Source organism: Mesorhizobium sp. M0016, assembly GCF_040324035.1.
Classification (GTDB): domain Bacteria; phylum Pseudomonadota; class Alphaproteobacteria; order Rhizobiales; family Rhizobiaceae; genus Mesorhizobium.
This window is the reverse complement of record NZ_JAMYVM010000029.1, coordinates 15071-41810: the sequence shown is the minus strand read 5'-3', so window position 1 is coordinate 41810 and position 26740 is coordinate 15071. Positions and strand designations below refer to the sequence as shown.

Here is a 26740-nt window from a genome sequence, read left to right as displayed (position 1 = left end):
TATTGAGCTGTTGGTTGCCGCAGCGAGACGTTGCAGAATCCTTAACAAGAGCGCACAATTCCCCTGAGGGCGCACTGATGCCACAATCAAGGGCAAAGGATGCCGGTTCTGGGCGATTGAACGGGGATTTCTGCGGGCCTGCCCGCTTTGTTGTTGGGACCGATGCCGATCGAATGCCGGGCTGCCGGCGCCGATCGAAAGAACACCGGCTCATCTTTTGGAGGTGGCAAGAGTGAACGAGCCCTTCAGTTTCGGCGCGCCGGAACGTCGGCGCTTCGCCATGCAATTCGGTTATGACATGCGGCCCTCCTTCTGGCAGGGGGTGCGCACGAATTCGCATCTGGTGATCGCCGCGGTCGGCACCGCAGCGCTGCTTGGTGTGGCGGGCATAGCGCTTTGGCTGGCATTGCCGGCCAACGACCGGCAAGCGATCGCCAGCACACAGCAGAACGTTCCGACTTTTCCGGTCAAGACGACCAAGATTGCCCCGGTCGCGGCGACGGCTACCGCGGTAGCGGCGCCACAAGCCGCGCGCAAGGGCGACGCGGTTTCATCGACGGTCGCTGTGGGTGGGGCTGCGATGCCGCCGCTGTCGGCCAACGATCCGCGCTGGACTGCGGCGCAATCCAACAGCGACCCTGCCGCGACGCCATCCGATCAGGCGCCTGCCGAGCAGGCTGCCGCCAAACCGTCCGATGCCGCGGCATTCGAAGAACCGGCGGCCCAGGGCGACGCCACGACGCAGCTGTCAAAGGTCGCTGCTGCCGCCAATGACGACGACGCGGAAACCGCCGCCATACCGACGCCAAAACCGCAACTTCCAGACGAGCAATCTTCCGCCGCAACGAACGATACCCAGACCAAGGCCAAGCCACAGAAGGTGGCTGCTGCAGCCGGCACCGGACGCATCCTCAGGACAGTGACAATGCGCAGCGGTCCGCAGAAAAACGCCGCCGCCATCGGCACCGTGCCCGCCAAGTCATCGGTGCAGGTGATGAGTTGCAAGAAATGGTGCCAGATCGTCTACAACGGCAAGCGCGGCTGGATCTACAAGAGCTACATCAAGACCGGAGCTTGAGACACAGACGAAGCCGCCAGATCTGGTCAGCCGCCGAGCAGCCATCTGAAACGGTGTCTTCTGCGAGCAAGTTGGCGCTTCACCAGGAAATCCCGGTGTTCCTCGAACGGCACCTCATAGAGGCCGCACATTTGGCAGCTTTCGGACTTGCCGCATAGCGGGGTCCAGCATTTCACATCGTGCGTCCAGGCGAGCGCGATCCTTTCCAGATGAAGGTTAGACGAACTTTTCAGCAGAATCAGTTCTCCTGGGACCGCCGTCTGTTTGATGTGATCCGAAACTTCCTTGGGACTGCGAAGCTCAATGAACCGGCCGCTGTCGCGGTCGGCCTGGCTGGCGCGCGAGCGATGCGCATTGTCGCCCGTGTAGATGACCTCATCGGCGATTTCGCGCGCGATCTTGTATGCACTGCCGTATTTCCTCGGCGAGCCGGCGAAGTCGGATATCTGCCCAAGCACAATGCGCTTGCGAGCGACCTTGGCCTTTGCGATCATCTCCAGGGCAATGTTGAGCGAATGCCAGGGCGCTTTGGCCGTATCGACCAGGAATTTCGGACCCGCTGATACCTCTTGCACCGTAGAGCGGTTGGGCAGTGGTGCAAACGATGCCGTTCTCGCTACGACTTGCTCTGGCGGGACGCCAAGTTCCAAGGCGGCGGCAACAGCCGCTGCAGTCGGCAGCCAGAATTGCTCGCCGGGAAAAGGCGCTTGAATATTCAGGCTGCCACTGCGCCAATGAAGGGTGAACCGCAGCAATTCCGGATACGCGGCATGCACGTCACTCACGCGGTAGTCTGCCTCGCCGGACTGGCCGAAGGTCGCAATCCGGCATTTCGCGCCAGACGCCATGCCGATCACCAGTGGGTCATCGCAATTGAGAACCGCAAGTCCATCGGGTTGGAGTGCCTCGACCAGCGCCCGCTTCTCTCCCGCCACAGCTTCCAGAGTCCTGAACTTGCCGAAATGCTCCAGACGGATCATCGTAACCACCGCCACACTCGGCTTCAGCATCTGCGCCATGGCGCTGATCGTGCCGAAGTCGGAAGCGCCGGCTTCGAAAACGACGTAATCGACTTTGCCGGCCTTCCTCAGGCGCTTGTAAAGCGTTCGAACCAACACCTTCATAGTGTTGGCCAGAACCTGTGTGTGGACCGAACCGTGGCCAGCCAGGATGTGTCCAAGCAGGCTTCCCGCCGTCGTCTTGCCGGAGCTTCCGGTAACGCCGATGAAAATTGCCTTGCTTCGCGCCCGCGCACGCGTGGCCAGGTAAAGCCGCAGCCGCCATCCCAGATCATAGCGACTTTTCTGCTGCCTGATCTTCATCACCCGCCAACACTATCCACGATCCCGTTATGCCTTTCGGGTGATCGAGAAGTCAAACTGGGGTCCGGCGTGACGACGTCAACTGTTCGTTCCTCGGCCGGCCGGCGCACCGATGCGAACTTTTGCCGACGTTGCTCTGTCTGCCGTGCATTGCGAACAGCGAGGTACTTCCCGAATTGCTCAAATGCAGCGGCCGCCGTCGACCTCCAGCGCCACGCCGGTGATGAAGGCGGCTTCGTCCGACGCAAGCCAAAGCGCAGCGTTGGCGATATCGAGCGGCGTCGACAGACGGCCGAGCGGTATCGAGGCACGGAATTTCTCGCGGATCTCGGGCGTGTCAGTGCCCATGAATTTCTCCAGCATGCCGGTCTCGCCGGCGACCGGGCAAAGGCAGTTCACGCGGATGTTCTTGGGCGCGAGTTCGACCGCCATCGACTTGGTCGCGGTGATCGCCCAGCCCTTCGAGGCATTGTACCAGGTGAGCCCCGGACGCGGCCGCAGACCGGCGGTCGAAGCCGTGGTCAGGATGACGCCGCCGCCCTGCCGCTCCATGATCGGCACCACGGCAAGTGCGGCGTGGTAGATCGCCTTCATGTTGACTGAAGTGATCAGGTCGAAGGTCGCCTCGTCGACGTCGAGCATGTCGCCATTGCGATGGGTGTAGCCGGCATTGTTGACCATGATATCGATGCGGCCGAAGGCGCTTTTTGCGGCATAGACCATCTCGTCGAATTCGGAACGCTGCGAAACGTCGGTCTGGGTCCAGATCGCGGCCTGGCCGATCTCTGCTGCAACGCGCTCCGCGCCCTTGGCGTTGAGGTCGGCGACGACGACCTTGGCGCCCTCTTCGGCAAAGCGCCTGGCCATGCCTTCGCCGAAACCTGACGCAGCACCCGTGATGACGGCAACCTTGTTTTCCAGACGCATGCTTTTTCCGCTCATTGAAGACCCACCTCGCAAGCGCATTTTTCCTTTTTGTTTGATGCGTGTCTGTCTCCCAGAACCGCTTCGCACTTCTGGGCGACACGCATTAGCTTTCGTCACATTCCCGCTTTATGTTGCAGGCGCGAAAGCCCCGGGACCATCGCTTGACGAAAAGCCTCCGGGTGCAAGCCAGTGTCAAGGCACATTTGGAGCGAATCAATATGCAGTGATTTGGCCTTGATGTGACACCATGGCACTGGATAGTTTAAATCGATTAGATTATATCCTGCCGCGTCACAGCGAGCGGCGTCAAAGCGGACAGACCATGACCAGCCAGATCATTCCCGTCGAGCCTTTCGACTTCATCATTTTCGGCGGCACCGGCGACCTGTCGGAACGCAAGCTGCTGCCCTCGCTCTACCACCGCCAGCGCGACCACCAGTTTTCCGAGCCGACCCGCATCATCGGCACCTCGCGCTCCAAGATGAGCGACGAGGAATTCCAGGCTTTCGCCAAGCAGGCGATTTCCCAGCATGTGAAGCCGGCCGACATCGACGCCGAGGAACTCAAGACATTTCTTGCCCGGCTGTCCTACGTATCGGCCGACGCGACGACGGGTGCCGGCTTCGACAAGCTGAAAAAGGCGATCGGCGAAAGCGACCGCATCCGCGCTTTCTATCTGGCGGTGGCGCCGGCGCTGTTCGGCGACATCTCGCACCAGCTGAAAGCCCACAATCTCATCACGCCGAATTCACGCATCGTGCTGGAGAAGCCGATCGGCCGCGACCTCGATTCGGCGCGCAAGCTCAACGACGTGGTTGGAGACGACTTCCACGAAAGCCAGATCTTCCGCATCGACCACTATCTCGGAAAGGAGACGGTGCAGAATCTGATGGCGCTGCGCTTTGCCAACGCGCTCTATGAGCCGCTTTGGAATTCTGCCCATATCGACCATGTGCAGATCACGGTAGCCGAGACCGTCGGTCTTGAAGACCGCGTCACCTACTACGACAAGGCCGGCGCGCTGCGCGACATGGTGCAGAACCACATGCTGCAGCTGCTCTGTCTGGTTGCCATGGAAGCGCCATCGTCGATGGATGCCGATGCCGTGCGCGACGAGAAGCTGAAGGTGCTGCGGGCGCTGAAGCGCATCAACGGCAATGAGGCACCCAAGCACACCGTGCGCGGCCAATACCGCGCCGGCGCCTCTGCAGGCGGCGCGGTGAAAGGCTATGTCGAGGAACTTGGCAAAGACAGCTCCACCGAGACTTTCGTCGCCATCAAGGCTGAGATCGGCAATTGGCGCTGGGCCGGCGTGCCATTCTATCTCAGGACCGGCAAAAGGCTGGCGACCCGCGTTTCGGAAATCGTCATCGAGTTCAAGCCGATCCCGCATTCGATCTTCGGCGACAGCGCCGGGCCGATCTCAGCCAACCAACTGGTGATCCGGCTGCAGCCCGACGAAGGCGTCAAGCAGTTCATCATGATCAAGGATCCAGGCCCGGGCGGCATGCGGCTGCGCCAGATTCCGCTCGACATGAGCTTTGCAACATCTTTCGACGGCCGCGCGCCGGACGCCTATGAACGGCTAATCATGGATGTTATCCGCGGCAACCAGACGCTGTTCATGCGCCGCGACGAGGTCGAGGCGGCATGGAAGTGGATCGACCCGATCCAGAACGCCTGGGAAAGCGCCAGGCAGGAGGCGCAAGGCTATACGGCCGGCACATGGGGTCCCTCGGCCTCGATTGCGCTGATCGAACGCGACGGGCGGACATGGCACGAAAGCAGTTGAGCGAGCCCGTCTATAACTGGAACGGCTTTGCCGGGCGCCAGGACCTGGCGGCAGCCCTTGCCGGCAATGTCGCGGCGCGCCTGACCAAGGCCATCGACGAGCGCGGCACGGCCCTGCTTGCCGTTTCCGGCGGCACCACGCCGGCAAAGTTCTTTGCAGCACTTTCGGCCATTCCGATCGCCTGGAACAAGGTGACGGTGACGCTGGTCGACGAACGGTTCGTGCCGGCCTCCTCGCCGCGCTCGAATGCGGGGCTGGTCGCGGCCAACCTGCTGCAGAACAAGGCGGCTGCCGCGCACTTCGTGCCGCTCTACCATGAGGCGGCAAGCATCGAGACCGCCGCGGCGGCCGACGATGCGGCGCTGAAGGCTCTGCCCTGGCCCCTCGATGTCGTCGTGCTCGGCATGGGCGGCGACGGCCACACCGCCTCGTTCTTTCCCGACGCCGAGAATCTCGGCGATTTGCTCGACCCAGCCTCATCAAGGATCGTGCTGCCGGTTCACGCGGCAAGCGCCGGCGAACCCCGGTTGACGCTGCCGCTGGCGCGGATCGTCGACGCCGGCTTCATCGCGCTGCATATAGAAGGCGAGGACAAGCGCACCGCCTTCGACGATGCGATGGGACCGGGCGCGAAAAAGCCCATCCGCAAAGTGCTCGAAGCGGCACCCATCCCGGTAGAGGTGTTCTGGGCACCCTGATTTCACGCAAAGCAGTCCCGGCAGACGGTGGAGGACGTTCTTCCGGGGCTCGAAAGGACCGACCATGACAGCCAGACGCGACATCGAAGCCATCACGGAACGCATCCGCCAACGCTCGAAAGCCGGCCGCGAGCGCTATCTCGGCCGCATCGCCGAGGCCTCCAGCCGCGCCGCCAACCGGGGGGTTCTGTCTTGCGGCAACCTCGCGCATGGCTTTGCCGTCTGCAGCCCGTCTGAAAAGCTGGCGCTCGGCGCCGACAAGGTGCCGAACCTCGGCATCATTACCTCCTACAATGACATGCTGTCGGCGCATCAGCCCTTCGAAACCTTCCCGGCGCTGATCAAGGATGCCGCGCGCGAAGTCGGCGGGATCGCGCAAGTGGCCGGCGGCGTGCCGGCCATGTGCGATGGCGTGACCCAGGGACAGCCCGGCATGGAGCTCTCGCTGTTTTCGCGCGACGTGATCGCCATGTCCGCGGCGATCGGCCTGTCGCACAACATGTTCGACGCCGCCGTCTATCTCGGCGTCTGCGACAAGATCGTACCGGGGCTTGTGATCGCGGCTCTCACCTTCGGCCATCTGCCGGCGGTGTTCGTGCCGGCCGGGCCAATGACGACGGGCCTGCCCAATGACGAGAAGGCCAAGGTTCGCCAACTCTATGCCGAGGGCAAGGCCGGACGCGCAGAACTGCTCGAAGCGGAGTCCAAATCCTATCACGGGCCGGGCACCTGCACCTTCTACGGCACCGCCAATTCCAACCAGATGCTGATGGAGATCATGGGCCTGCATACGCCCGGCGCGTCCTTCGTCAATCCAGGCACGCCGCTGCGCGACGCGCTGACGCGCGAGGCGACCAGGCGAGCCCTGGCGATCACCGCGCTCGGCAACGCCTACACGCCGGTAGGCCGCATGATCGACGAGCGCTCTTTCGTCAATGGCGTCGTCGGCCTGCACGCCACCGGCGGCTCTACCAACCACACCATCCATCTCATCGCCATGGCCGCGGCGGCCGGCATCACGCTTACCTGGCAGGACATTTCCGACCTGTCGGAAGCGGTGCCGCTTCTCGCGCGCGTCTATCCGAACGGGCTTGCCGACGTGAACCATTTCCATGCCGCCGGCGGGCTCGGCTTCCTGATCCGCGAATTGCTCGACGAAGGCATCCTGCATGAGGATGTGCAGACGGTATGGGGCGAAGGCCTGAGGCCCTATGCGGTCGAGGCCCGGCTCGGCGAAGACGGCAGCGTCGTGCGTGAAGCCTCGCCGCTGCAGAGCGGCGACGAGAAGGTGCTGGCGCCGTTCAAGAAGGCCTTCCAGCCGACCGGCGGCCTGAAAGTGCTCGCCGGCAATCTCGGCCACGCCGTCATCAAGACGTCCGCCGTGAAGCCGGAACGCCGCGTCATCGAGGCGCCGGCCAAGGTGTTCGACAGCCAGCAGGGACTGAACGAAGCCTTCAAGGCCGGCACGCTGACCGGCGACTTCATCGCCGTCATCCGCTTCCAGGGCCCGAAGGCAAACGGCATGCCGGAACTGCACAAGCTGACCACCGTGCTCGGCATCCTGCAGGATCGTGGCCAGCGCGTCGCGCTGGTCACGGACGGGCGCATGTCTGGCGCTTCCGGCAAGGTGCCGGCGGCGATCCATGTAACGCCGGAAGCGGTCGAGGAAGGGCCGATCGCCAGGATCCATGACGGCGACATCATCCGGCTCGACGCCGATGCCGGCACGCTGGAAGTGCTGGTGCCGGGGCCCGAGCTCGCGCTGCGCCGCACGGCCGACATCGATCTCATCGGCAACGAGTTCGGTTTCGGCCGCGAGCTGTTCGCCGGTTTCCGCCAGTTGGTCGGCCGCGCCGACCATGGCGCCAGTGCTTTCGGCACGGCTTGAACCATCATTCCCTGCCATATAGAAAAGGGCGGCTCAAGGCCGCCCTTTTTCATGAGGAGTGGAACGCCAAATTACGGCTGAACCGTAATTTCGCTCCGTTCGCCGGCCTTGACCGTCACCGGCATTTCCTTGTCATGGCCTTGATCGGACATGTGGCGGACGACGACGTAGTCGCCGGCCGCAATGGTCTGTTGCCAGGTGTCGCCATAGTTCAGGCCGAGCGCCTTGCGGTTGCCCTGGATATCCTTCTTCGACGACAGCACCTCGATCGAATAGGCGCCCGGCGCCGACATCACCAGCACGCCGGCATCGAGCGTCACCTTGACGTCCTTGACGTCGCCAACCTTGACGCTGAAAGGCTGCTCGACGGTTGCGAGCTCAAGCGAGGTGACCGCGACATAGTCGTCCGGCGGCAGCCAGAACTTGCTGTCGGGCCCATAGGAGTGGGCGACATCGTCACGCGAGCCGTCGATCTTTTTCTTGGCCTTGACGATCTGGACGCTGATGCCCGAGGAGTCGGCCTTGTCGCCGCCTGCAGTGTAGTAGGCGTTGACGGCGGCATGGCCGACGCCAACGACTATGTCTTTTTCCACAGTCTGCCCGGCGGCGAGCTGGATGTTCTCGGTCACCGAGCCGCTGCCGATCGCAACCGTCACCTTCTGCTCACCAGCCGGCACGATGATCCTGTTGTCGCCATAGTGGGTGGTGCTGCCGCCCGGGAAGGCGAAGTCGACATGGGCTTCGTCACTGATCTCGGCGCCCTGGCTTGGCTTCGGATGGATGAGCATGGTGCCGGCGTTCAAGGTGAAGAGCGGCTTGTAGACCTGGCCCGCCTCGATCTTGACCTTCTGTTCCGCCCGAGCTTCGTCGGCGCGCGCGACGACGACATAGTCGCCCGGCTCGAGATTGGCCTCGTAGTTGTTGTACTGGGTGGTGACGGCCTCGCCGTGCGTGCCATCGGCCTTGGCCTTGTAGACCTCCCAGGCATTGCCGTCGGTGATCGGATCGCCGCCTTCGGCCATGACCACGCTCGGGATGAAATTGAATTCGGGCTTTGCCGGTTCAGGGGCTGGAGCTGGAGCTGGGGCTGGCGCCGGTGCGGGTTCAGGTGCCGGAGCCGGCGCGGCGACGGTTTCGACCAGTGCTTCCTGCAGCGCCTTCTCGTCCGAGGCCTGGATATATTTGCCGCCGGTGTTGTCGGCAAGGCAGGCGATCTGCTTGCCCTCGTCAGCGGTCAGGCCGAAGCCGACGACGTCGACGGTGAAATCGACGCCTGAGGCCTCCAGTTCCTTGCCCAGCGCGCACGGGTCACCTTCACAGGTTTCAAGCCCATCGGTGATGAGAACCACGGTCGCCTTGTCCTCGGTGTATTTCAGAGCTTCGGCCGCCTGCTTGACGGCTGCGGTCAGCGGCGTCTTGCCGAGGAATTTCAGGCTGTCGGCGGCGGCCGAAATGGCGCTAGCCGAGCCGGCTTGCGGCGGCACGATCAGTTCGATGTCGTCGCAGCTGCCCTTTTCGCGGTGGCCATAGGCCATGAAGCCGATCTCGTCGTCGCCCGGGACCGACTGCAGCACGGTCCTCAGCGATTCGCGCGCGATCTCGAGCTTCGGCTTGCCGTCGATCTGGGCCCACATCGAGCCTGAAGCGTCAAGAATGATGATAACCTTGTTGGCGGCGAAGCCGAGCGAAGTCATCGACAAAAGGAGCAGCGACGCAGCGACGCTCCGCAAAAGTCCCGCCATGGAAATCTCCTTGAGGCCGCCCTCTTATATGCGGCGGCAAGCTATTTGACGCCGCGTCCGGGCACAAGCCCCGGAGCGGGTCACGAACGGTTGCCGTGTAACAGGATCGGCGCCGGCCGAGGCCTGTTCCGAGGCCGGCTAAGCACCGCGTCAGTACGTGGTGCGGCGCTCTTCGGAAGGCGGACGGCCGAACTGCAGCCGGTAGCTCTGGGCAAAATAGGAATGCGAGGTGAAGCCGGTGGCGATGGCCACGTCGAGGATCGGCATGTTGGTCTGGCGCAGCAGTTCGCGCGCCCGCTCGAGCCTGAGCCGCATGTAGTAACGACCGGGCGTGACGCTCAAATGGCGCAGGAACAAGCGCTCGACCTGGCGCACCGACAGGCCCGCCGATTTGGCAAGCTGCACGGCCGATAGCGGCTCGTCGAGATGGTCGGCCATCAGTTCGACGATACGCCTTAGCTTCTCCGACTTGCCGGTCAGGTCGCGCTCCGGCCCGACGCGCTGGCGGTCGCCGGCGGAGCGGATGCGCTCATGCTGGAACTGGTTGGCAACGCCGTTGGCGAGGTTCGAGCCGAAGTCGCCACGCACGATCTCCAGCATCAGGTCGATCGAGGTGGTGCCGCCGGCGCAGGTGTAGCGCTTGCGGTCGATCTCGAAGACGTTGCCGGTGCAATTGATGTCGGGAAAGCGCTCGACGAAGCCGGCGCGGTTTTCCCAATGGATGGTGCAGCGATAGCCTTCGAGCTGACCGGCTTCGGCCAGGAGGTAAGAGCCCACCGACAGCGCGCCGAGCGCATTGCCGCGCCGGCCCCAGCTGCGCAGCGCCGCCAGCACCTTGCTCTTGCCGGGGAACTCGACCGACAGGCCCACCGACACGAATAGGATATCGACGGGCGGCAAATCGGCGACGGCATAGTCGATCTTGAGCGGCAGGCCGTTGGAGGCCATGACGGGATCGCCGTCGGCCGAGACCGTCGTCCAGCCATAGAAATCGCGGCCGAGCAGGCGGTTGGCCGAGCGGAAGGTATCGATCGCCGCTGCCAGCGAAAACATCGAAAACTTGTCGACCAGCAGGAACGCGAATTGCCGGCCCCCCTGAACGGGATCATCCACGACCGGCCGTTCAGAGGGTATAGTAAGGTTCGACAAAGAAGCTGCTTTCTGGGTCAGAAGGAAGGCCGCTTCAAGCCGGCCGCAAGGTAGGCTGAGGCTAACGTATTGGCCATCAGCATGGCAATGGTCATCGGTCCGACACCGCCGGGCACGGGGGTGATGGCGCCGGCGGCCTTGGCCGCTTCGGCATAGGCTACATCGCCGACGAGGCGGGTTTTGCCTTCGCCCTTCTCGGGTGCGGCAATGCGGTTGATCCCGACATCGATCACGGTGGCGCCGGGCCTGACCCAGTCGCCCTTGATCATTTCGGGCCGGCCGACGGCGGCAACCAGAATGTCGGCTGTGCGGGCCAGCGCCGGCAGATCCTTGGTGCGGCTGTGGGCGATGGTGACGGTGCAGTTGGCGGCAAGCAACAGATTTGCCATCGGCTTGCCGACGATGTTGGAGCGGCCGACGACGACCGCGTTGAGGCCGGAAAGATCCTTGCCGCGCACGCGTTCGATCAAAAGCATGGAGCCGGCCGGCGTGCAGGGCACGAAGGCTGTTTCGAGTTCGCCGGTGCCGAGCTTGCCGACATTGATGAAATGAAAGCCGTCGACATCCTTTTGCGGTGCGATGGCCTGGATGATCTTGCCGGCATCGATATGGGCGGGAAGCGGCAGCTGCACCAGAATGCCGTTGATGGCCGGATCGGCGTTGAGTTCGCCGATGATCTTCAGCAGTGCCGCTTCGGACGTGTCGGCCGGCAGCGTGTGCTGCAGCGAATGAAAGCCGCATTCCTTGGCGGTGCGTGACTTCGACGCGACATAGACCTGGCTTGCCGGATCCTCGCCGACGATGACCACCGCTAAGCCGGGCTGGGCCTTTCCCTTGGCGACCAGGTCCTCGGTCAAGGCCTTGACCTTCTGAACCACGTCTGCGGCGACGATCTTTCCGTCAATCACTTCGGCCATGAACCATCCTCGACATCATTCCAGCCAAGGCGCGGCGCGCGCCTTGAACGTTGCTTCGTGCATGTCGTTGTTCCAAACGTTCCGCCCATTCGGGTAAAGCCCGACGGCAGCGTTTTTTGGGCGCCATGCTGCGCGGCATTGTCACGAAATTTGGCCTAAGCAATCCCGTCAAAGCGCCGTCACATGCCGTAAACTCGAAACCGGCAGCTTTTATTCTGTGCTGACGGGCTCAGAGCGACTCATCCTTTCACGGAAAGGCTGAACCGCTCTATTTCTTGTTTTGACGCAATTCCCAAGGGAAAGCGCGCTACGCGCTTTCCCGGGAAAACCGTTTCACACTTTTCCTGGAATTGCTCAGAAATAGCGGCGGTGCGAACGGCTTTCGGTGAGTTCGCGCACCGCTTCGCGAAATTCGCGCAGGCTGGCGCGGATATCGTCGATTTGCGCCTGCTGGTCTTCCGGCGCCGCCCCAGCGGGCTGCGGAGAAGACCACGGCCCGGACGCCGCGGGCATCGGCTGAGCCTGCGAATAGGCATAGTCAGCCGGCTGACGAGGCTGCGCGTAGCCAGGCTGCTGCGCAGGGGAATTGGCGTGCGGAACCTCGTTCCGGAAGTCCGGCTGGCGATAGCCCACAGGCTCCTGCACCGGCCTTGTATATTCGGCGGCTGGTTGGGCGCGGTAGGTCTCGACGGGTTCGCCTGACGTCCCGCTACCCGGCGCGGCTTTGCGCATCGCCGAGAACAGTCCGTCGAACAGACCTGGGCTCCGGGCGGGAGCGGCCGCGGTCGGCAACACCGGAGGTGCTGCCGGTGGCGGCGCCACAGGCAGCGGCGCGCGATAGACCTTGTCCTCGACCGGAGGGCGGCGCTCGTCCATTCTGCCGCGCGAACGCGAATTGGCAGCGCCGCGCAGGCTGGCAAAGGCGCCGCGCATGGCGCCGACACCGATGCCCGAAGCAAGCCCGAGCAGCAGGCCGGCCATCGCTATTACAGCCCGCGACGGTCCGTTGGGTTCGAGCGGCGGTTGCGCTGGGGTCATCAGATTGATGTTGGTGGTGTTGATGTTTTGCTGTTCGCCGGTCTCCTTGGCGCGCAGAAGGTACTGTTCGTAGACGGAGCGTTTGGCGGTGGCATCACGCTCCAGTTCGCGCAGGCTGACCAGATCGCTGTTGACGTCGCCGCTCTGGATCTTTGCCTGAGCCAGGCGGGAAGCGAGATCCTGCTCAAGCTGGACCGAGCGCTTCAAATCGACCTGCAGCGACGAGGCGATGCGGCGCAGTTCGCCTGCGATGCGCTCGCGCGAGCCGTCGAGCTGGGCACTGAGCGCCTGGTATTCGGGATGACGCGGTCCCAGACGCACGGCGGCGCGGTCGGCCTCCTGCTTCAAAGCTGCATATTGCGCGCGCAGTTCGCTCATCGTGTTGGAATTGATTTCTTCCGGCAACGTGCCGTTGATGACCGAATTAACGTCCAGCGAACGCGCCGACGCGGCCCGGGCATTGAGTTCCAGCGTACGGGCCCGGGTGACTGAGAACTGCTCGTTGAGCTTCAGCATCTGGTCGTCGCTGATCAGATGGCCCTGCGCGTCGACGAGATCATGCGTGGCCCTGAAATCCTCGACCTTGCGCTCCGCTGTCTCGACATCCTTGCGCAGGTCATCGAGCTTGGCCGTCAGCTGGTCCGTCGCGCGCCCGGCCATCCCGAACTGGTATTGGGCCGCCTCCTGCTGGAAAACGTCCCTGGTCGTATTGGCTATCTTCGCCGATTTGTCGGCGCTTTGAGTGGTGGCGCTGATGGAAACGACAAAGCTCTTGCCGCTGCGCTCAACCGACAGGCTCTTGGCCAGATTGCCGACCGCCAGCGCCTGGCGGCGCACTTCACCGCCGCCGCCAGGGCCATCCTGGCGCGACAGTATCGAGCGAATGAGCGACAGGACGCCAAGGCCGCCAGAGCCCTGTCCGTTGAACTCCGGATCGTCGACGAGATTGAGATCGGCCACGACCTTGTCAAGGACCTTGCCGGATGTCACCATCTTGATGCGGGTTTCGACAACAGCCAGCGCCGCATCGGGCTGCCCGACCGGTTGGGTGAGATCGTTGTCGGAAAGCTTCAGGTCGCCTGGCTCGATGACCATCTGTGTGGTGGCTTCGTATTTCTTCGGTGTCGAAACGGCGACGGCGACGCCGAGCACCGTCCCCAATATCGTCGTCGAGACGATCAGCAACTTGGAACGACTAATGCCGCGGACGACCTGGAGCGGATCGATCAGCGGTTTCCATTCCTGCCCGTCATCGTCGTCGCGGTCCGGTCGCTGCTCGTGGAAAGAGCGGGGCTCATAGGCGGCGTGCTGCTGACGCCGGCCGGAAACAGGCTCCTCACGCGCGCTGGCGGCCGAAACGGGTTCGCCGTCGGCCTGGAACTGCGGCGGCTCGGGCGGTGACGTTGGCGCCGGATTCGACCGCGCCTCGCGTTGCGAGCGGGCTATGCGGTGACGCGTGGCGGCATCCTCGCGCCATGACGGATCCACCCGGTCACCGATCGAGACCGCCGACGCATCCGCCGCCTCATCGCCGCGCACGGCTTTGCCGAGCGCCAGGAGGGAGCGCTCGCGCCTCCAGTCTTCACGGTTTTCCCTGTCGACCATTGTCTCGAAACTTTACCTTCGACGGCGCGGGAGCGGCGGTCGGCCAATCGTTAAGTCACGCTAAACAGGCATGGGAAACAAAAGGTTAATTTCCGAAGTCTGCAAGTGAAAGTTTCTCGCTTCGCCACGCATTGCCGGGATCTGTAAAATGGCGTCAGAACCGCACGTTAAGCTTTCCGGCTTACGGCTTTCCTCGATATGACGCAGGCCAGCGACATACCGCAAAGGCGGACACTCGCCCGCATCGGCACCTTCCTTGCCGAAAGACGGGGGCTGGTTCGCGACTATCTTTCAGCCATCAGCGGCGCCGGCGGGCGGCTGGTGTTCTCGCTTGCCTATTTCATCGCACTTGCCAACACGCTGTCGATTGCCGAGTTCGGCATGTTCGCCACCGCCTCGGCGGCCGGCGTCATGCTGTCGCGCATCCTCGCTTTCGGCTTCATCTCGGCGCTTTACCGCACAGCCACCATCCGCCCCAATCTGATCGGCACCTTCACCGCCGGCTTCCTTTTGCTTGGCGCCGTGTCCTTACCACTGCTGGCGGCGGCCTCCTGGGGCGTCTACCTGATCTTCTTCGCCAGCACCGTGCCTCTGGCCGGCTTTGCCGCAATCGTCTTTGCCGAAGCGCTTTTGTGGCGGCCGGTCGAGGTGGTGCTGATCGTCAACAACGGGCTCGGCAAATTCGGCCGCGCCGCGGTGCTGTCGATCGTGACCACGGCGTTCCGTGCGCTGGGCGCCGTGCTGTTCATGCTGTCGGGGCAGCACAGCGTCTGGATCTGGTCATTGTTCTACATCGGCGCCAACGCCGCCTCGCTGCTGCTGGCCTTCGGCTTCTATTATCCACGCCAGCGGCTGAGGCTGCGCACCGAGCTCTATCTCAGGCGGCTTGCCGATTCGATCTATGTTGCCGGCGCCGAAGTGCTGTTCTACCTGCAGTCGGAATTCGACAAGCTGCTCGTCCTGGCGATCGGCGGGCCGCATCTGGCCGGCATCTATGCCATCATCATGCGGCTGGTCGACCTGACGGCAATACCGATCCGCACCTTCTCGATGATGCTGGTGCAGAAGATGATGCGGTCGCCGGAGCTGTTGTCGCGACTGCGGGTCAAGAGCGGTATCGAAGCCGGCGTGTTCCTGGTATCGACATTGGCGCTGGCCGCACTCGGCATCGTGCTGCATTTCTTCCCCAATGCACTTGGCCGGAATGTCGCCGAGGCGGCGCCCTTGGTGGCATTGGCAATCGGCGTGCCGGGACTGCGCAACCTGGTCGAATACCAGGCCGAGCTGCTGTTCGCGCGCGGCCAGACCGCGCTCAGGGCGCTCAACCTCGGCCTGCTGGCGGGGCTGAAGGCGGTGCTGTTGACCTATGTGCTGACCACGATCGCCGACACGCCCAGGCTTGTCGTATCGCTCAACGTCGTCTTCCTGCTGCTCTATCTCGCCTCGGCGCTGCTGACCTATTCGGCGCTGCGCAAGCCCGCCAAGGCAATCTAAGCCAATCCGATCAGGCGGCGGATGCGGCCGATATCGGTGCCGATGAAGGATTGCATGCCGATCGCCACCTGCCCCGGTGCCATGGCGGCGACGAAGCTGCGGAATTCGTCATCCGACAGCGCCTCCCCGGTCCAATGCACGCGGCAGAATTCCTCCGAGCCGTGGAAATGGCCGGCGCCCCCCAGCACATCGTCGACATAGAGGCCATAGATCATGCATTCGGAGAACCGGCGCACTGAAGCGATGACCTCGACCCAGCCGCGCGCGTGCACCTTCTCGATCTCGGCGCACATCGCCGTCACGGTCTGACGGCGCCAGGCGATCAGCGTCGAAATATAGTCGTGGTTCGAAACCTCGGATGCATCGATACCAATCGCCGAGGCCGCATTGCGCGACCAGATGCGATGCTCGTCGTGACCGTCGCTCGACAGCACGCCGTCGCGCCGGAACAGCCGCACCTTGCCGTCGCGCCAGAAGGCGCTCAGATCGAATGGCTTGAGGAAGGCGACGTCGGAATCACAGAAGACCAGCACGTCTTCTCCAGCATGCGCAGCGATGGCGATGCGGCGCAGCTGCTGCACATGCCAGCCGCGCAGCGGCTGGGTCTTGAAACTGAGCCAGATGCGACGGCGAAAGAGGCTCATCGGATCGTCGAACACACGCAGCCAGCGCGGCAGCAGGTCGCGCTCGTCGACAACGCTGCGGCGGTCGTTTTCCAACTGGCGAAACAGCGCCACGTCGCGGTGCTCGACCAGAATGTAATGATGCGCCACGCCGGAGACATGGCGGTCGAGGGTCTCGCACAACAGGCGGCAGCGTTCGAAATCCGGCGCATAGCTGCCGGTCACCACCGCCGCCGTCGGAGTTTGCGGCAGGGCACCGGTCTCGGCTGCAGGGCTCGGCACGACGCGGCTGTTCACCGCAACTCTCCAGCGGGCTCGGGCCGATGCGAGAATTTCTGCCTGACGACACGCAGCAGGAACACCGGATTGCCGACGACGTAGCGGCGCCACAGCCGGCCGGGCTCGATGCACAGACGGAACAACCATTCGAGCCTCAGCTGGCGCATCCACAGAGGCGCCCGCGGCACCGTGCCGGAGAGAAAATCGAGCAGCGCGCCGACGGCGATCGGCAGCGTGCAGTGGCGGGCATCGATATGACGGGCGATCCACAATTCCTGGCGCGGCACGCCCATGGCCACAAGCAGCACGTCGGGCCGCAATGCCTCGATGCGATCGACGATCGCCTGCTCTTCGGCGGGGGAGAAATAGCCGTCATGGATGACGACGAATTCGTGCTGCACCGCCAGAGCGGCTAGCCTGACCGACGCCGCCTCGGCGTTGGCGCGGGTGGCGCCAAGCAACCCGACGGTCAGCGGCCTCGCCGATGCCTGCAGAAAGGCCGGAATGAGATCAGTGCCGTTGAGATTGTCCGGGAACGGCGCGCCGTAGAGCAGCTTTGCCGCCAGATCGACGCCAACGCCGTCAGGCAGGATGAGGAAATCGTCGAGCGCCTCGGCAAAGACCGGATCGGTAGAGGCGATGTTGGCGTTGTGAGCGTTGAGAAAACTGACCTTGGTGAAGCGCCGCTCGGCAATCAGACGAGCGAGCAGCGCGATCGCGTCATCCCAGCCGATGGCAAGGACCGAAATGCCAAGGATCGTCTTCAGCGTATCGAGCCCGAAGGCGGCGCGGGCGGTGTGCATGTTCATGCAAACACCTCCTCCCCCACCGACCCGAGCTTTTCCAGGCCGAGCCTGATGGCGGCATCCAGTGCCTTGATCTGCCGGCGGTGAAAGGCGCTGCCATCGACATCCTTGACATCGGCCGCCGCTGCCTCCAGCGCGCCGGCGAAGGCGGCCGGATCGTCGGTGACGAAGCAATTTGCCGGGCGATGATCGATGCCGCGCAGCGAACGGCTGGTGGCGACCGACGGCAGGCCGAGCTCGAAGGTTTCGATGGTCTTGAGCTGAACGCCGCTGCCCGCGGTGCTGATCAGTGGAATGACGGCGGCGCCGCGCACGAAATTCTGGGCGTCGGACACGCGGCCGACAAATTCGACACCGGGATGGGCAGAGGTGATATCCGACGGCATGTTGCCGGCGACCCTGATGCGAAAGCTCCGGCGAAGATGCGGCACGACTTTTTCCAGGAACCAGTCGAGGCCGATGCGGTTCGGCTGCCAGGTCCAAGTGCCGATCAGCGCCGCGTCGCAATCGATGCGGCGCGGCTTGACCGGCTTTGGCGCCGTGGCTGTGGTCACCAGCGGCAGCACCGCCGAGCGGTCGTCGCTGGCAACGCCGAGTGCGGCGCGGTCTTCCTCGGCCAGCGTGAAGACGAAGCGAGCCCGGCGGCAGAGCCGCTCCTCCATGGTCTTGAGCAGCCTGGCCTCGCGGGCAAACAGCAGGCGCTGGAAGCGACTGTTTGCTGCTGCCGCATTCTCTTTGGCCGAACCATGTTCGACATTGTGGGCGACGAAAATCGAGGGACGGTCGGCGAACAGTTTTTCAAAGGCGCCGGCGAACTGCACCGAATTCAGGACATAGCCGTCGAAGGGACCGGCGCGCTCGATCGCGGCACGGACTTCGCTGTCGGAAACCGCGCGCAGCTTCACGGAAGCGAAGGTGAGCCCTGACAGCACCGCCTTGCCAAGCCAGGCGAGCTTCTGCCGCGCCGAGGCGCTTTCCGTGCGCACGTCGACGGCGCCGAGCACGATGGTGTTTTCGGGGTCGCTGGGCGCCTTGCCCGGCCAGATGAAGCCGATGACGGTGACGCGCACGCCGGCGCGCCGCAAGGCGGCGATGATCGCAGCATTGGCGATCTCATAGCCCGAAGCGAGAGCGCCGTCGGGCACGATCGATGTGGCGAACAGCAGATGCATCTCACCTATCCAGGCGTCAGCCACTAGCAAAGCTGGGTGAACCCTTGATTAAATCACGCAACGCAACGGCTGAAAGGCGCGGACCGGCAGGCGCCGCTGCGAAAGGTGATTAACGAAACGTTATCGTCGCGGTGTTATCGAAAGCCAGATTCAAAACATGCGGCTGGAGCGGATGATCCCTTTGCCATCGGACGGTTCGGTATCGATTGCGGGACGCTCTCCGGGGCTCGCCGCAGAGACGATGGAAGCCGTCGTCACGCTGCCGACCTTCAAGCGGCCGCAACTGCTGCTCGAAACGCTGGCGTCGCTCAAGGCACAGCAAACCAGCCGGCGCTTCGCCGTCATCGTCATCGAAAACGAGGCCGAGGCGCGTGAGGGCGCCCAGGCGGCCGTGCCGCTGTTCGAACGCGACGATATGAAGGGCATGGTCATCATCGCGCATGAGCGGGGCAATTGCAGTGCCTACAATGCTGGCTGGCAGACGGCGATCCTGCATTTTCCGGATTTCCGCCACCTGCTGGTCATCGACGATGACGAGATCGCCGACGCGGACTGGCTGGAGCGCATGTGCAGGACGGCGGAGACGCTTGGCGCCGACATTGTCGGTGGCCCGCAGGTGCCGGTGTTTACCGATCCTGCTCACGCCAAATGGGCCGAGCACCCGGTGTTTGCGCCGCCCTATCGCCAGACCGGGCGCGTGGCCGCACTCTATTCCTCTGGCAACCTTCTGGTCGGGCGCAATGTGCTCACCATCATGGGGCCACCCTTCCTCGACCTGCGGTTCAACTTCATGGGCGGCGGCGATTCCGACTTCCTCAGCCGCTCGGCGCAGAAAGGTTTCGTGCTTGGCTGGTGCGCCGAGGCAAAGGTGCGCGAAGGCGTTCCAGCCCGGCGCGTCGAGGCTGACTGGATCCGCGCCCGATCCTTACGCAACGGTGTAATCTCGACGCTGGTCGAAAAGAAGAAGCGCGCCGGCATGCCATTCGCCGGCGCCAAGGTGTTTGCAAAAAGCCTGGCGCTGCTGATAGCCTCGCCCGTGCGCGGCGCAATCAAATTGGCGCGGACAGGATCGCTGTCGACGGCGCTTTACCCCGTCTATGTCTCGCTCGGCCGCGTGCTTGCCGAATTCGGATACGCCAATGAGCAATACAGGCAGCCTGAGAAGAACTGACGAGCTGCTGCTGGGCGGCATCGTCACCCGCAACAGTGTGGCGACGGCGATTGCCGCGCTGTTGTTTGCCGTCGTCATCGTGTCGTTCCGGCCGTTTCAGCCGGCAGGCGCGGAACTGACCGGCGACGGCGGCGACATCGTCAACCAGCTCGGCTTCAGTTCGCTCGGCGCCATTTCGATCTTCTCACTGCTGACGTTCGCCGACCCCAAGGTGGTGCGCTCGCTGCTCAGCCCGTCCTGGATTCTGATGCTCGGCTTTTTCATGCTTTCGGTCATCAACGCGACCGACCCGTCCTCGGCCATGCGCGCGGCCTTCTTCACGCTGCTTGGCGTTCTGACGATAGCGACGGTCCTGGTGCTGCCGCGCGATGCCGACAGTTTTTCGAAAGTCATCATATTCTGCGCGATCGTCGTTATCGGCCTGTCCTATATCGGCCTCATCGTCTTTCCGCATGAGGCCCTGCATACGGCCGATTCGCAGGAGCCCGAACATGCCGGCCTGTGGCGTGGTGTGTTCGCCCACAAGAACATTGCCGGACCAATCATGGCCTGCTTCAGCTTCGCCGGCCTCTATCTCTTCCGGCGCGGCCAGAAATTCTGGGGCGTGGCGATCTTCGGCGCGGCGATGATCTTCATGCTGCACACCGGATCCAAGACGACGGCCGGCCTGGTGCCGTTCTCGATCCTGATCGTCGTGCTGCCGGGCCTGATCGGCATGCGGTTCGGCACGCCGATCCTGTTTGCACTGGCGATCATTGCGACGGCCATCGGTACCTTAGGCATCGTCTTCATCCCGCCGGTGAAAGAGCTGGCGGCCACCTATTTCCCCGACCTCACCTATACCGGGCGCACGACGCTGTGGGAGTTCTCCGGCGAGATGCTGGCGAAGAAGCCCTGGACCGGCTACGGCTATGAAAGCTTCTGGGGCACGCCGCTGCTGCTGAGCCAGGACCAGCCTTTCGACCGGGCCTGGGACATCCGAACCATCGTGCATGGCCATGACGGCTATCTCGACATTGCGGTGCTGATGGGCATCCCGGCGCTGTGCGTTGCCGTCTACACTTTCCTGATCGCGCCGCTGCGCGACTACATGCGCATCCCGCCGCGCAAGGAGAACATCTATCTCGGTGACTTCTTCATGATGGTGGTGCTGTTCACGGCGCTGAACGCGTTCCTGGAAAGCTTCTTCTTCCATCGCGGCGACCCGGTGTGGCTGTTCTTCGTGCTCGGCGTGCTTGGCTTGCGGCAAGTGTCGCTGCGGCCGATCGCGGTACGCCGGCGACCTTGACCGGCTGGCCTGGATCCAGCACCCCTTGAGGGGCTTTCCCGTCTGCCCGCTAGCGTCTAAGGAGAACCCTTGTCTCGGAGGGCTCTCAATGACGATCAGGCTTGTTCTCGCCGGTTGCGGCAATATGGGTTACGCCATGCTTGCGGGCTGGCTGAAATCCGGCAAGCTTGCCCCGCAAGCCGTGTTCGTGGTCGAGCCCAATGCCGAATTGCGCAAGCGCGCCGAGCACCTCGGTTGCAGTGTCGCCGCGGACGCGAACGGCATCCCCGCCGACGCAGAGCCCGACCTCGTCGTCATCGCCGTCAAGCCGCAGGTGATCCGCGACGTCACCGCCGCCTACAAGCGCTTCGGCGACGGCAGGACCACCTTCGTCAGCATCGCCGCGGGCACGCCGGTCGCCACCTTCGAGCACATACTCGGCCATCTCGCGCCTGTCATCCGCTGCATGCCCAACACGCCGGCCGCGATCGGCAAGGGCATGATGGTGGTCTATTCCAACCCGCTGGTGACCGACGACATCAGGCGTTTCGTTGCCGAGCTGCTGTCGGCCAGCGGTGTGGTGACGACGATCGACGACGAAGGCCTGATGGACGCGGTGACGGCGGTTTCGGGGTCCGGTCCGGCCTACATCTTCCATTTCATCGAGGCGCTTACGGTTGCAGCCGAGAAGGCCGGGCTGCCGACCGAGACCGCCAGGCTGCTGGCCATGCAGACCGTCTATGGCGCTGCTGCACTCGCTGCCGAAAGCGGCGAGGAGCCCGGCGTCCTGCGCCAGCAGGTGACCAGCCCCAACGGAACCACGGCAGCCGCCCTTGCCGTGCTGATGGGCGAAGACCGGCTGACGAAGCTGCTGACCGAGGCGGTGGAAGCCGCGCGGCTGCGGTCGGTGGAATTGGGGAAGTAGCCGAGACGCTCGCGGGGCCGTATCAGCCCCACTTCATCTCACCCTTGGCGACCTTTGCGCCCAGTTCCAGGGACGAGACGTCAAGAAGATCGGGATAGCGCCGCTTCATCGCTGCAATCAGCTCGACGCTGGATTTCGCTTTTTCGGCTTCCTTATTGAAAGCTTCGAGGTAGGCGCGGGTGAATTCCACGGCCGCCAGACCGTCCGGTGCACCGGCTACCTGATGGGACGGCACCACGATGTTGGGTTTGCGGGACGCGATTTCGTTGAGCGCGGCAATCCATTTCTTGCGGTCGTCTACGGTTGGCTCGTCGGCAACCCAGACATGTACGCCGGACGAGATCAGCACGCCGCCGAACACCGCTTCAAGGCTGGGCACCCAGAGATACCGCCGGTCTTTCAGATCGGCGACGGTGACGATCTCGATCTTGTTTCCTTCGACTTCAAGTGAGGTGATATCGGATGCCTCGGGAATGACGACATCCGCCAGGACCTTCGGTCCATTGTCCTTGAGCTGCGGGCCCCAGACATCCAGCTTGGCTTGCACATTGGCTTTGATGGCCGCCACCGTCGCAGCGGCCGCGATGATCTTGGCGCCGGGGAAAGCATCCGCGACGGGATGCAGGCCAAAATAATAGTCAGGGTCGCTGCAACTGACATAGATCGTCGTCAGGGTCTTGCCCGTCGCCTTGATCGCATCCGCGACCGCACGGCCATCGGACAGGGTAAATCCGCCGTCGAGGAGGATGGCTTCTTTTTCCCCGGTCAGCAGCACCGGCGTGCGGCGGAAACCATTCTCGTCAGCCTGAAAATGGGTCCATTTCAGCTTGGCGGCGGCCTTGGCTGCAAAAGCCAGAGGCTGAAGCATGGCAACCATGCCCGTTGCCAGAAGGGTTTTCATCGCCTCGCGTCTTGTCCAAATGGTTTGCAAGATTTCAATCCTCAATGGGGGTTCAACTGATCGTTCGGAGATTGGCATCTCGGCATCGTTTGAAAAACCCGGATCAAAGAGACAGACTGTATGAATGGATCATACAATGGCAGCCGACGGGTCTGCGCCGTCAGCACGAGCGCAATGACCAGGCGTGTTGCGCGAGCAGGTCAAAAGCCCCATGGCGCGACCGCGGCAGCATTTGGCCTGCTGGGCGGGAGCGGCTGACGAAGCTGCTGGGGAGTAGGATCAGGCCAGATCGGTGTGGGAAAAGCCCTTCCCTTTGTAGAGCAAGGGCATCCCACGGCTTTTTGCCGAGGCATATGACAGGCAGTCAGCGAGATTGAGCTGAGCCGGGTGGCCGCGACCTTTGCCATAGTTCGAAAAAGCCTGGATCGCGAGCTTGGCATCACCGATTTCGATCGGAACCACCTCGATCTCGGCCTCACGCAGGAAGTCCTCTATCGCCTTTTCGGCGAAGAGCGGCTCCACCACCAACTTCGATGAAAGCCGCATCGCCGCTTCGAGCACGACCAGCGGAGATGTGATCCGTATCGAGGCCTGCCCGATCCGGCGGCTCCAATCGGCGGCGTCTTCCTCTCCGGCGAGGACAGCGATCACCACCGAGGTGTCGATGAACATCAGGAATGTCCCCACATCTCGTCGATCTCATCCTTAGTCAAATCCCTGCCGCCGCTTCCCGCCTTGGCCTTCAGATCGTTCGATATGGCGGCCAGCCGCTCAGCCAGCGGAACTCGTTCACGTTCGCGCTGAAGCTCGGATTCGAGCGCTTCGATCACCGCTTCGGTCAAGGAAATCTTTCGCTTTTCGGCAAGCTGCCGGGCGAGGTCACGGGCGCGCGGGTCTCTGATCTGGAGACTCATTCTGGAAGACACCGTTCGCTGTCACTACAATATAGTGATCTTGTCATGACAAAGCCAGAGAGCTGGCCTGTTCATGCCATCTCAGCCCCGTAGAGCATATCATCCTGCAGCTTCCGCAAAGCGAACAGCCTCGTCGTGCGGTCGGGCGTAGCATTGTCGGCGGTGAGCAGTTCGCCCTTCCTCACCGGTTTCAGCACCTTGCCGCCTTCGAGCAGGCCGACCGGCACTGCCAGATTGGCGCGCGCCTCTTCGACGGTCATGGTCCAGGAGCGGTAGCAAGTCTCGCCGATGGCATCGAAGGTCTCGCCCGTGGCGAGATCGCGCTTGGCGACCGCGCAGACCTCGGCCACCGGCTTCGGCAGCGGCACCATGTCGGGGCGGCCGTAGAGCATGATACGCGCTGCCGTCAGCGGCACTTCCAGCGAGGTCAGATGGTAGGGCCGGAAGAAGCTGTAATAGGGGCCGTGGCCGATATGCAGATCGTCCATGCGCTCGACGATGCGCGGATGCGTCGCCTCGACGATGACGAAGACGCCCGGCGCCACACCCTTGCCGATCGTGTAGTCGACAACACCCTTCTTCGACAGGATGCCGCCATCGGCGCGCGGTATCAGCACCTTGGCCAGCTGGTCGCGGTCGGCCTTGGGCCCGTGCATGCCCGGCACATCGGGCACCAGCCCGGTGGCGTTGGCGATGGCGCACATCTCGACCATGGTTTTCGAGCCGTCGACGAACTCGACCAGCATGCGCGGGTTCATGTTGCGGCGAAGGGCTTCCTCGCGATAGTCATCCGGAACGGCATCGTGGTTGAGCGGGTTGTTCTTGCCCTTGCCAGCCGAGACGATGGTGTAGCCGAGCGCGGAGGCAAACTCGATCAGCTCCATGCAGCTCGACGGCTCGTCGCCGGCGCCGACCGAATAGACGACGCCGAGCCGGTCTGCCTGCTGCTTGAGGTAGCAGCCGATCGTGACGTCGGCCTCGACATTCATCATCACCAGGTGCTTGCCGTGCTCCATCGCCTTCAAGTCGAAATCGGCGGCGACACCAGGCTTGCCGGTGGCGTCGATCACGACGTCGATCAGCGGATTGGTGACCAGCATCTCGTTCGAGGTGATGGCGATTTTCCCGGCCTCGATCGCCGCGGTGACTTTCGAACCCATGTCGGCCTCGACCGCCATCGCCTCGTCGCCATAGGCGATGCGGATGGCGTCGCGCGCCGTGTGCGGACGCCGCGTCGAGATGGCGCAGATCTCGATACCGGGCATCAGCATGCCTTGCGTGACCAGGTCGGTGCCCATTTCGCCGGAGCCGATGACGCCGATGCGCACCGGGCGGCCCTCGGCGGCGCGCCTGGCGAGATCGCGGGCCAGTCCGGTCAGGGCGACATTGGTCATGCAAGCGTGTCCACGGCTTCTTGATTGCAGGCGGGAATAGCAGGGAACGGCCCCGCTTTGCCAACGAAACCAGCGGACGGCGGCAATTTCTCCGGCAACAGGCCCGGCAGGTGAGGCCAACCCCAGTAGAGGCTGATTGACCCGCCTCGGCGTCAAACCACCCTGATATAGCTCGTCATGCCGGTTTTCTGATGTTCGATGATGTGGCAGTGCAGCAGCCAGTCGCCGGGATTGTCCGCGACGAAACCGAGCTGAACCTTCTCGTTGGGCTGCATGAGATAGGTGTCGGAGATGACCGGCTGAACCTGGCGTGTCGACGACGACAGCACCTTGAAGCTCATGCCGTGCATATGCATCGGATGCGATTGCGGCGTCAAATTCTCCATGTCGATGACATAGCTTTTGCCGAGCTTCAGCTCGGCCAAAGGCGCGGTCGGGTCCGGCGTGTCGCCCGGCCACGGTACCTTGTTGATGGCCCAGAAGGAGTAGCCTAGCGTGCCGCATATGCTGTCGCTCGGCACGTTTTCCGCCGTGGCGCTGAGCGAGAGCGCGATGTGTTTCGCGCTGGCGAGATCCACCTCCGGCACCGGGTTGGCTTCCAGCGATGCGAGGTCGCGCAGGTCGCGCTTGAGCGAGCTGCCGGTGGCGCGCAAGGTGGCGAGGACCTTGGGTTTGGTGCCCCTGATGTCGCCCAGGCTGACGATCGCGCCCTCCTGGTCAGGCATGCGGATGGCGAGCTCCATGCGCTGCCCCGGTCCGCGCAGCAAGGCATCGGGCGCAAAACGCTGCGGCACCGGATTGCCGTCGAGCGCGATGACCGCGGCCTCCGCACCCTCGACGCGAAACGCGTAGATGCGGGTGACATCGGTGATGGCGACCCGCAGCCGCACCAACCCGCCGGCCGGCGCGTCGAATTGCGGCTGGTCGAGCCAGTTGGCGGTGCGCACCGTGCCATAGGTTCCGGTTTTTGCGGCATCGCGCGGCCGGAATTGCTGGATGAACTGCGCGTCGTCGCCGAGGCGCCAGTCGCGCAGATTGACGATTGCCTCGGCGTCGAATTTGGGATCGTTGGGGTTTTCGACCACGATCACGCCGGTGAGGCCATGGCCCATCTGCTCCAGCGTGTTGCAATGCGGGTGATACCAGAACGTGCCGGCGTCGGGCGGCGTGAAGGCGTAGTCGAAATGATCGCCGGTATAGACGTAAGGCTGAACTAGGAAGGGAACACCGTCCATCTTGTTTGGAACGCGAATGCCGTGCCAATGGATGGTCGTCGGGTCGTCGATGGCGTTGACGAGACGCGCGGCAAAGGGCTCGCCTTTTTTCATCCGCAGTACAGGCGGCATGCCTGATTCACCATACGTCAGGACATCCCGGGTCTCGCCCGCATCCATGAACCTGGCCTGGATCTTTGCCGTCTTGAGCACCACCGGCTCAGGTGTGACAGCTGCCCAACCGCTGAGCCTGGTCATTGCTGCCAGCCCGACGCCGCCACCGCCGGCAACCGCAGCCGTTTTCAGAAGCCCGCGGCGGGTGAATAGGGTCATCTGGCGCTCCAACGGAATATGATTACCTGTCGTCCTGAATGACGGGTGGCGACCGGCGCACAAGCCGATACTGCCACATCGCATCTCTGTC

22 protein-coding genes are annotated in these 26740 nt (G+C 63.4%); 8 read left to right on the top strand and 14 right to left on the bottom strand.

Annotated elements, in window-relative coordinates:
- Positions 1-232: 232 nt before the first annotated feature.
- Positions 233-1078 (top strand): SH3 domain-containing protein, encoded by an 846-nt coding sequence (locus NKJ88_RS28815; protein ID WP_023692384.1) that lies wholly within the window; start codon positions 233-235, stop codon positions 1076-1078.
- A 26-nt stretch (positions 1079-1104) separates the two neighbouring features.
- On the opposite strand, the gene NKJ88_RS28810 is transcribed toward NKJ88_RS28815, so the two are convergent.
- Positions 1105-2400 (bottom strand): Mur ligase family protein, encoded by a 1296-nt coding sequence (locus NKJ88_RS28810; protein ID WP_031193252.1) that lies wholly within the window; start codon positions 2398-2400, stop codon positions 1105-1107.
- A gap of 180 nt (positions 2401-2580) precedes the next feature.
- Positions 2581-3327: an SDR family oxidoreductase gene (locus tag NKJ88_RS28805; RefSeq protein ID WP_027049416.1), complete on the bottom strand. Its 747-nt coding sequence runs from the start codon at positions 3325-3327 to the stop codon at positions 2581-2583.
- 322 nt (positions 3328-3649) lie between these two features.
- Between NKJ88_RS28805 and zwf the strand changes: the two genes are divergently transcribed.
- From zwf to edd, 3 genes are all read left to right on the top strand, one after another.
- Positions 3650-5119: a glucose-6-phosphate dehydrogenase gene (gene zwf / locus NKJ88_RS28800; protein ID WP_023701815.1), complete on the top strand. Its 1470-nt coding sequence runs from the start codon at positions 3650-3652 to the stop codon at positions 5117-5119.
- Positions 5101-5817, top strand: coding sequence for a 6-phosphogluconolactonase (pgl, locus tag NKJ88_RS28795; RefSeq protein ID WP_023823671.1), 717 nt, complete (start codon positions 5101-5103; stop codon positions 5815-5817). Before zwf ends, pgl begins: the two co-directional genes overlap by 19 nt.
- 64 nt (positions 5818-5881) lie before the next feature.
- Positions 5882-7705: a phosphogluconate dehydratase gene (gene edd / locus NKJ88_RS28790; protein ID WP_023823672.1), complete on the top strand. Its 1824-nt coding sequence runs from the start codon at positions 5882-5884 to the stop codon at positions 7703-7705.
- Between the two features lie 71 nt (positions 7706-7776).
- On the opposite strand, the gene NKJ88_RS28785 is transcribed toward edd, so the two are convergent.
- The 4 genes from NKJ88_RS28785 to NKJ88_RS28770 form a co-directional block, all read right to left on the bottom strand.
- Positions 7777-9447, bottom strand: coding sequence for a vWA domain-containing protein (locus NKJ88_RS28785; protein ID WP_023823673.1), 1671 nt, complete (start codon positions 9445-9447; stop codon positions 7777-7779).
- A 150-nt stretch (positions 9448-9597) separates the two neighbouring features.
- Positions 9598-10596: a GlxA family transcriptional regulator gene (locus tag NKJ88_RS28780; RefSeq protein ID WP_032885851.1), complete on the bottom strand. Its 999-nt coding sequence runs from the start codon at positions 10594-10596 to the stop codon at positions 9598-9600.
- A 17-nt stretch (positions 10597-10613) separates the two neighbouring features.
- Positions 10614-11513, bottom strand: a complete 900-nt coding sequence (gene folD, locus NKJ88_RS28775; protein WP_023823674.1) for a bifunctional methylenetetrahydrofolate dehydrogenase/methenyltetrahydrofolate cyclohydrolase FolD — start codon at positions 11511-11513, stop codon at positions 10614-10616.
- 354 nt (positions 11514-11867) lie between these two features.
- A complete protein-coding gene (locus NKJ88_RS28770) occupies positions 11868-14156 on the bottom strand; it encodes a GumC family protein (RefSeq protein WP_352446456.1) in 2289 nt (762 codons plus the stop codon).
- Positions 14157-14354: 198 nt separating this feature from the next.
- Between NKJ88_RS28770 and NKJ88_RS28765 the strand changes: the two genes are divergently transcribed.
- Entirely contained in the window at positions 14355-15650 is a 1296-nt protein-coding gene (locus NKJ88_RS28765; protein ID WP_352446455.1) for a lipopolysaccharide biosynthesis protein, read from the top strand.
- Here NKJ88_RS28765 and NKJ88_RS28760 read toward each other — a convergent pair.
- Genes NKJ88_RS28760 through NKJ88_RS28750 form a run of 3 tightly spaced genes read right to left on the bottom strand, consistent with a single transcriptional unit; the run spans position 15647 to position 18530 of the window.
- Positions 15647-16570, bottom strand: a complete 924-nt coding sequence (locus tag NKJ88_RS28760) for a DUF6492 family protein (RefSeq protein WP_352446453.1) — start codon at positions 16568-16570, stop codon at positions 15647-15649. The two genes, NKJ88_RS28765 and NKJ88_RS28760, sit on opposite strands and share 4 nt — an antisense overlap.
- Positions 16567-17361 carry a WecB/TagA/CpsF family glycosyltransferase gene (locus NKJ88_RS28755; RefSeq protein ID WP_023681898.1) on the bottom strand — a complete coding sequence of 265 codons (795 nt, stop codon included), beginning with the start codon at positions 17359-17361 and terminating at the stop codon, positions 16567-16569. The genes NKJ88_RS28760 and NKJ88_RS28755 overlap by 4 nt, the downstream gene beginning before the upstream one ends.
- Positions 17358-18530, bottom strand: coding sequence for a glycosyltransferase (locus NKJ88_RS28750; RefSeq protein ID WP_023669297.1), 1173 nt, complete (start codon positions 18528-18530; stop codon positions 17358-17360). The genes NKJ88_RS28755 and NKJ88_RS28750 overlap by 4 nt, the downstream gene beginning before the upstream one ends.
- A 172-nt stretch (positions 18531-18702) precedes the next feature.
- On the opposite strand from NKJ88_RS28750, the gene NKJ88_RS28745 reads away from it, so the two are divergent.
- The 3 genes from NKJ88_RS28745 (at position 18703) to proC (ending at position 21893) form a co-directional block, all read left to right on the top strand.
- A complete protein-coding gene (locus NKJ88_RS28745) occupies positions 18703-19701 on the top strand; it encodes a glycosyltransferase family 2 protein (RefSeq protein WP_352446451.1) in 999 nt (332 codons plus the stop codon).
- Positions 19670-20989 carry an O-antigen ligase family protein gene (locus tag NKJ88_RS28740; RefSeq protein WP_352446449.1) on the top strand — a complete coding sequence of 440 codons (1320 nt, stop codon included), beginning with the start codon at positions 19670-19672 and terminating at the stop codon, positions 20987-20989. Before NKJ88_RS28745 ends, NKJ88_RS28740 begins: the two co-directional genes overlap by 32 nt.
- Positions 20990-21077: 88 nt before the next feature.
- Entirely contained in the window at positions 21078-21893 is an 816-nt protein-coding gene (proC, locus tag NKJ88_RS28735) for a pyrroline-5-carboxylate reductase (protein WP_023669294.1), read from the top strand.
- Positions 21894-21915: 22 nt separating this feature from the next.
- Here the strand turns inward: proC and NKJ88_RS28730 are convergent, their stop codons facing one another.
- The 5 genes from NKJ88_RS28730 to NKJ88_RS28710 all read right to left on the bottom strand — a co-directional run bounded on the left by NKJ88_RS28730 (position 21916) and on the right by NKJ88_RS28710 (position 26649).
- Positions 21916-22815, bottom strand: coding sequence for an MBL fold metallo-hydrolase (locus NKJ88_RS28730; RefSeq protein ID WP_352446475.1), 900 nt, complete (start codon positions 22813-22815; stop codon positions 21916-21918).
- Between the two features lie 258 nt (positions 22816-23073).
- Positions 23074-23466, bottom strand: a complete 393-nt coding sequence (locus NKJ88_RS28725; RefSeq protein ID WP_023751972.1) for a type II toxin-antitoxin system VapC family toxin — start codon at positions 23464-23466, stop codon at positions 23074-23076.
- Entirely contained in the window at positions 23466-23708 is a 243-nt protein-coding gene (locus NKJ88_RS28720; protein ID WP_352446446.1) for a type II toxin-antitoxin system VapB family antitoxin, read from the bottom strand. Before NKJ88_RS28720 ends, NKJ88_RS28725 begins: the two co-directional genes overlap by 1 nt.
- 71 nt (positions 23709-23779) lie before the next feature.
- Entirely contained in the window at positions 23780-25102 is a 1323-nt protein-coding gene (locus tag NKJ88_RS28715) for an NAD(P)H-dependent oxidoreductase (protein ID WP_352446444.1), read from the bottom strand.
- Positions 25103-25254: 152 nt separating this feature from the next.
- Positions 25255-26649: a multicopper oxidase family protein gene (locus tag NKJ88_RS28710; RefSeq protein WP_352446442.1), complete on the bottom strand. Its 1395-nt coding sequence runs from the start codon at positions 26647-26649 to the stop codon at positions 25255-25257.
- Between the last annotated feature and the right edge of the window lie 91 nt (positions 26650-26740).